The organism is Microbacterium sp. UBA7513, assembly GCF_002478345.1.
Taxonomy (GTDB): domain Bacteria; phylum Actinomycetota; class Actinomycetes; order Actinomycetales; family Microbacteriaceae; genus Microbacterium.
In genome coordinates this window covers 81,595-87,900 of record NZ_DLNJ01000025.1, presented here as the reverse complement: position 1 = coordinate 87,900, position 6,306 = coordinate 81,595, and the positions used below count along the sequence as shown (strand labels likewise).

General features: G+C 72.2%; 5 protein-coding genes. All 5 read left to right on the top strand.

Going from position 1 to position 6,306, the window contains the following annotated elements:
• Positions 1-2,087, top strand: a 2,087-nt coding sequence (locus B2W79_RS14605) for a peptidase C14 (RefSeq protein ID WP_292790599.1), incomplete at its 5' end; no start/stop codon positions are given.
• A 34-nt stretch (positions 2,088-2,121) separates the two neighbouring features.
• Positions 2,122-3,510 carry a hypothetical protein gene (locus B2W79_RS14600; protein WP_292790596.1) on the top strand — a complete coding sequence of 463 codons (1,389 nt, stop codon included), beginning with the start codon at positions 2,122-2,124 and terminating at the stop codon, positions 3,508-3,510.
• 108 nt (positions 3,511-3,618) lie between these two features.
• Entirely contained in the window at positions 3,619-4,377 is a 759-nt protein-coding gene (locus B2W79_RS14595; protein ID WP_292790593.1) for an SDR family NAD(P)-dependent oxidoreductase, read from the top strand.
• Positions 4,374-5,450 carry an enolase C-terminal domain-like protein gene (locus B2W79_RS14590; RefSeq protein ID WP_292790590.1) on the top strand — a complete coding sequence of 359 codons (1,077 nt, stop codon included), beginning with the start codon at positions 4,374-4,376 and terminating at the stop codon, positions 5,448-5,450. Before B2W79_RS14595 ends, B2W79_RS14590 begins: the two co-directional genes overlap by 4 nt.
• A 1-nt stretch (position 5,451) precedes the next feature.
• Entirely contained in the window at positions 5,452-6,255 is an 804-nt protein-coding gene (locus B2W79_RS14585; RefSeq protein WP_292790587.1) for an SDR family NAD(P)-dependent oxidoreductase, read from the top strand.
• Positions 6,256-6,306 lie beyond the last annotated feature (51 nt).

Genomic DNA, 6,306 nt, shown 5'->3' with positions numbered 1-6,306 from the left:
TCGCGAGCACGGCACCGGCGCAGGCCGCCCCGGTCGCCGCCGGCGCCAAGGACGTCACGCGGGCGGAGTCCGTCGCCGACCTCGGCCGCCTGCGGGCCCGTGACGGCGAGCTGGCGGTCGTCGCCGGGTACCGGAAGCCCGGCGACGCCGGGCTGCTCGTGTACGTGGGCAGCGAGAACGCGAAGACCGCGCCCAATGGCGGCACCGTGATCGCGGGGAAGCACGACACCCGCTGGGTCCTGCAGCACGACGGGACGGTCGACTTCCGTGTCTTCGGCATCACGGGACCGGAGAAGCCGGCCGACGATGCGCTCGCCGCGATGGTGAACGATCCCCGCATCCGCCGGATCGAGGCGAGCACCGATCTCCTGTTCCGGCGCCGACACCGCTTCACCCGGTCGTACGTCGAGATCGACTTCGGCGGACACCTCATCACGACCGACGGCATCGAGAAGAACACGCACGACAACCCGTTCGGCGCCGTGATGTTCTTCACCGGAGTGCCGAAAGACGTCACGGTCGAGCACGCGCTGGCCGAACCCTGGCCGGAGCTGACCGACGCGGTGCCGGTGCCGGATGCGTCCCGGTTCCCCGTCGACTCCTGGTGGGCGGTGCAGTGCGACCCCGTCGCCGGAGGAGGGGCGGATGAGCGCGAGCTGCAGCGCTTCGTGCAGGTGACGCAGCAGATCGACGGCACCCACATCCGCATCGACTACCTCAACGGCTGGCCGCTCGACAAGGGACGGAAGCTTCTCTGGCGGCAGATGGAACCGGTCGCGGGCGTGCGCATCGCGAACATGCGGTTCCTCGGCGCCGGGCCCTTCGACGGTCCCACCGACGGTTCCTTCCCCGACTCTCGGGAGCTCACCGGCTCCCACCCCATCGCCTTCGAGTACGCGATCCACTGCGACGTGGCCGACGTGCACGCGAGCCGCACCTGGTGGCCCGTCATCATGCGGCGCTGGAACACGCACTTCACGACGGAACGCTGCTCGGTCGAGAACCCGCCGACCGTGTTCTACGGCGGCGCGGGCTACCTCACGCAGCAGATCTACAGCCTCTACGGGCGCGTGAGCGACTGCACCTCGTCGAACGCCCGGCACCTGAACGACCTCACTGCCAGCGCCTACTGCCTCGTCGAGAACTGCCACGGCGACGGCGACGACCAGGGCGGCAACCCCTTCACCACGCACGGCCAGTACGAGCACGACCTCACCTTCATCGGCAACTCCGGGCTCATGGACATCGCCAACTCCGGGGCGCAGTGGGGCACCGCCGCCAAGCGCATCACGGTGCGCGACCACGTCTGCTCCTGGTTCGTCGCCGGCACCAAGATCAGCGATCTGACGCTGGAGAACGTGCGGGTCATCGGCCGCTCGACCTTCGACCCGCAGGCGACCATGACCATCAACGCCGACGGCGCCCAGGTGCGCGGCTGCACTGCGGGACTTCTGGCGATCGGACAGCGGTCGCAGCGCTCGTCGCGGCCGACCGTGATCGCGGACTCCACCTTCGCGCTGCCGAAGGACCAGGTGCTCGTGCAGACTCCGGTCACGGCTCCCGTGCGCTTCGTGGACTGCACGATCACCGGGATCGACGGGGTCAAGGCCCGTGGGTCCGGGCCGGTCGAGTTCGTGGACTGCCGCCTCAGCGGCCCGGCGGCGGGTGCGCCCTTCGAGCTCGGCGCTGCCACGGTCACCATCCGCGGCGGTTCCGTGCGCGACGTGCGCCTGACCGCGACCGCGGTGCGCGATCAGCTCGTCGCCCTGGACGGGGTCGACCTCTCCACGGAGCGGACGGACGGCGCGCTGCTGAGCAGGGCTGCCGGTGCCGGGGTCGTCACCTGGCGGGTGAGCGGGGTGACCTCGACCGTGCCGAAGGGCGCGGCGCACCTCGATATCGGGACCGGCATCAACCACGCCCGCGTCACCGGCAGCCAGTTCGTCGGCGGAGGACTGCGGCTGGCGGACGGGTTCGCCGAGCCGTCGACGCTGCTGTACAGCGACACCGTCGAGCGCGGCGTCGAGACCGCACTGCCGGAAGCCGGACCGCGCGTCGTCATCGCGGACGTGCTGGCGAGCGCGTGACGGACGGCATCATGGACATCAGGGAGGACCACGCGTGAACGACACCGCAGCGGCGACGCACCTCGGAGACCGCATCCGCATCCCCCGCACGCGGGCGCGCATCGGCGTCGCCCGGCGCGACATCACCCCGCCCGTCGGCATCCGCGCCAAGAACTGGGGCCCGGCCGACTGGGAGCGGTCCGAGGGGGCGCATCGGCCGTTCGCGCTGACCGCGCTCGCGGTGGTGGCCGCGGACGAGCGGCCCCGGGTGCTGCTCGCCGTGGACGGCACGTGGTGGCGCCGAGTCGCCGATGAGCAGGGCGTGCGCGGGGCGATCCTCGACGGTCTGGGCCTCGAGCCCGATCAGCTCATGCTCTCCCTCTCGCACACCCACGCCGGGGCCGTGCTCTGCGCCGCGGATGCGCATCTGCCGGGCGGCGAACTCATCCCCGGGTACCTGGAGGCTCTTGCTGCCGCGGGCATCGCCGCCGGGCGGGAGGCGCTGGAGGCTGCGCGACCGGGACTGATCGAGTGGACCACGGGCACCTGCACCCTCGCGGCGGAGCGCGAGCTCGACCTCGACGGCCGCGCGCTCGTCGGCTACAACCCCCAGGGCACCGCCGACGACACGGTGACCATCGGCCGGATCAGCATCGACGGGGAGGTGCGGGCGACGCTGGTGAACTACGCCTGCCACCCGACCACCCTGGCCTGGCAGCACCGCGAGGTGTCTCCGGACTACGTCGGCGCCATGCGCGAGATCGTGGAGGCCGCGACCGGCGCACCGTGCCTCTTCGTGCAGGGGGCCTCGGGCGAGCTGGCCCCTCGGGAGCAGTACACCGGCGACGTCGCGGTGGCCGACCGGCACGGACGCTCACTCGGGCACGCGGTGCTCGCGGCGCTGGACGGGCTCCCGGTACCCGGCGAGGAGCTGACGCTGGACGGGGTCGTGGAGTCGGGGGCTCCGCTCGCGATCTGGACCGGGACCCCGGCGGACGGCGGCGACGGGGCGGCGGGACTCGTCTCGGCGGTCGAGCTGCCGCTGCGCGACCTGCCCACCCTGGACGAGCTCGCGGAGGAGTGGAAGGACATCGACCCCCGGTCGCGGGAGGAGCGCCTCGGACGGGCGCGGAATCTCCGTGACGGCTACATCGACGGTCCGACCGTGTCGCATCCGGTGTGGGCCTGGCGGCTCGGAGACGCCGTGATCGTGGGGCATCCGGGCGAGGCGTACTCGCGGCTGCAGACGACGCTGCGGGAGCGGTTCCCCCAGACGCCGATCGTGGTGATGAACCTCACGAACGGCCCGGGCTTCGTGTATCTCCCGACGCGCGAAGCCTACGACCGCGGTGCCTATCAGTCCTGGCAGACGCCCTTGGCTCCCGGCGCCCTGGAGCTCCTGGAGTCCCACGCCGTGTCGGTCGTGGCCGGGTTGCTCGGGTAGCCCCGTTCGAATCGCCCACTTTGCTCCATTCCCGGCCGAAATCGAACCAGTTGCGCGATTCGAACGGGCTAGAGTTGCTATAGCAAATCCCCGAGGTAGAGGAGAGACATGACCACGCGCCCCGTCGCCATCGTCACCGGAGGCTCGGCCGGCATCGGCTGGGAGATCGGACAGCGACTCTCCGCGGACGGCTACCTCGTCGTCGCGACCGACCGCGTCCCCGGGCTCACTGCGGGCGAGAACCCCGCCGGGATCCTGTGGCGGGAGCTCGACGTCACCGACCATGCCGCCGTGGACCGGGTCTTCGGCGAGATCGAGGCGGAGCTCGGGCCCATCGAGGTGCTCGTGAACAACGCCGGCATCCAGCGGCACCGCGGGATCGAAGACCTCACGTGGGACGAGTGGTCCGCGGTCGTGGACGTGAACCTGCACGGGGTGTTCTCCGCGCTCCAGGCCGCCGGGAAGCGCATGCTCGACCGGGGCGAGGGCCGCATCGTCAACATCTCCTCCATCTCCTCGCGCGGCTCCGCGGGGCGGGCGCCGTATGCCACGACCAAGGCCGCCGTCATCGGACTCACCTCCACGGCGGGAGCGGAGTGGGCGTCGCGCGGTGTCCGAGTCAACGCGGTGGCCCCGGGCTACGTCGACACCGGGGTGTTCCGGCAAGGCGTCGAGCAGGGCACGCTGAGCCTCGACACGATCCTGTCCCGCATCCCCGCGAAGCGCCTCGCCGACGCGAGTGAGATCGCCGCGGCCGTGAGCTTCCTCGTGTCGGACCAGTCGCGCTACATGAACGGGCAGACCCTGTACGTCGACGGCGGGTTCATGGTGGACTACGGCGTGCCCCTCGCGAAGAAGCCCGAATGACCGCCGTCGCCCGGATCGACACGGCCACGGCGGTCCTCCCCCTTCCCGCGCCGCTGCAGCTCGGCGCGATGACGGTCACGCGGCGGGAGTATTCCGCGGTTCGGGTGACGGCGGACGACGGCGCCACCGGGGTCGCCTACTGCCTGTCGCGCGAAGCGCCGATGGCGGAGATCGTCGAACGCCTGGTGGCTCCGCACGCCGTGGGACTCGACGCCGACGACCCGGCGGCCGCGTGGGACCGGATGCTCCGCGGCAGTGCGATCGTCGGACGGGTGGGACTCGTGCGGCGGGCGATCGGTCTCGTCGACATCGCCCTGTGGGACGTCGCGGCCCGTCGAGCCGGCGTGCCGCTGTGGGCCTTGCTCGGCACGGGGGACGCCCCGCGGGAGGGGATGCTCGTCGCCGCGTATCCGTCTCCGCAGCGCACTCCGCGGGAGGTCGCGGACGAGGTGCTCGCACAGGCGGAGGGCTGGGCGCAGGTGAAGATCTCGCGCATTCTCGATCCGGCATACATGCGCGAACTGCTCGCGATCCTCACCGCGGAGCTGCCGTCGTCGACCGGACTCGTGGTGGATGTCGGCTTCGGCTGGCCCGACGCGGAGGCCGCCGTCGCGGAGGTCGCGCAGTGGGGCGACCCGCGCCTGGCCTGGCTGGAGGATCCGCTGCTCCCGGAGGACGCGGCGGGCGTGGCCCGGATCCGCCGGGAGACCGGGCTGCCGGTGGCGGTGGGCGACGAGGTGACCGACCCCGCGGTGCTCCGGGCTCTCGTCGAGGTCGGCGAGGTCGACGCGCTGCGCCTCGACGTCGTGGCGATCGGCGGCATCACCCCCGCGCGCGAGCTCATCGCCTGGGCGGCGGAGCGTGGCGTCCCGGTGTCCGGACACGTGTACCCCGAGGTCACGGTCCACCTCGGCATCCAGGTGGAGACCTTCGCCCGCGGGGTGAATCCCTACGACCCCGCACCCTCGTTCGTCACCGGCGGGCCGCAGTTCGCCGGCACCGTCACGCCCCCCACGGCTCCGGGGCTCGGCTTCGGCCTCGATCCCGCCGTCTTCCGATTCGAGAGGGACTGACATGACACCTTCCCCGCGCAGCGTCGTCGTCACCGGCAGCGGCAAGGGCATCGGCCGCGCGGTGGCCGCGCGGCTCACCGCCGACGGCTGGATCGTGGTCGGGCTCGAACGCTCGCCCGGCTCCGGGACCGTGGAGGAGGGCATCGTCGCCGAGGTCGTGCTCGGCGACGCCTCGGACCGCACGGCCCATCAACGCGCGGCGGCCGCGGCGCGTGCCCGGGCTCCGCTGGCCGGCTGGGTCAACAACGCCGGCATCACGAAGCGCACGCCGCTGCACGAGCTCGACGAGACCGTCGTGCGCGAGATCGTCGACATCAACGGCTTCGGCTACCTCTGGGGCTGCTCGACCGCCGTGTCCGCGTTCCTCGATCAGGGCGTGGCCGGGGCGATCGTCAACATCGGGTCGATCCACGGTCGCTCGAGCTTCGTCGATCACGCCGCGTACGAGTTCACGAAGGGCGGCATCGATGCCCTCAGCCGCAGCGTCGCCGTGACATATGGCGGAGTGGGCATACGGGCCAACACCGTCGCACCGGGCGGCGTGCGCACTCCGCATCTGGAGGCGCAGATCGCGCGGGCGGCCGATCCTGCGGCGGAGGAGCGCCTGCTCGCGGAGGGCCCGCCCATGGGACGCATCGCCCGGGCGGAGGAGGTCGCCGCGGTGACGGCGTTCCTGCTCTCCGACGAGGCCCCCTACCTCTCGGGCCAGTCCATCGCGGTCGACGGCGCCTGGACGGCGTCGTTCGGGGACATCACCCTCGACCCCGCGCTGCGGGAGCGGTTTGCGGCGCCGCCCGCTTCCTGAGCGCCTGCCACGCCGATGTCCCCGGTCCGTGCGACGATCCGCTCGTCGACG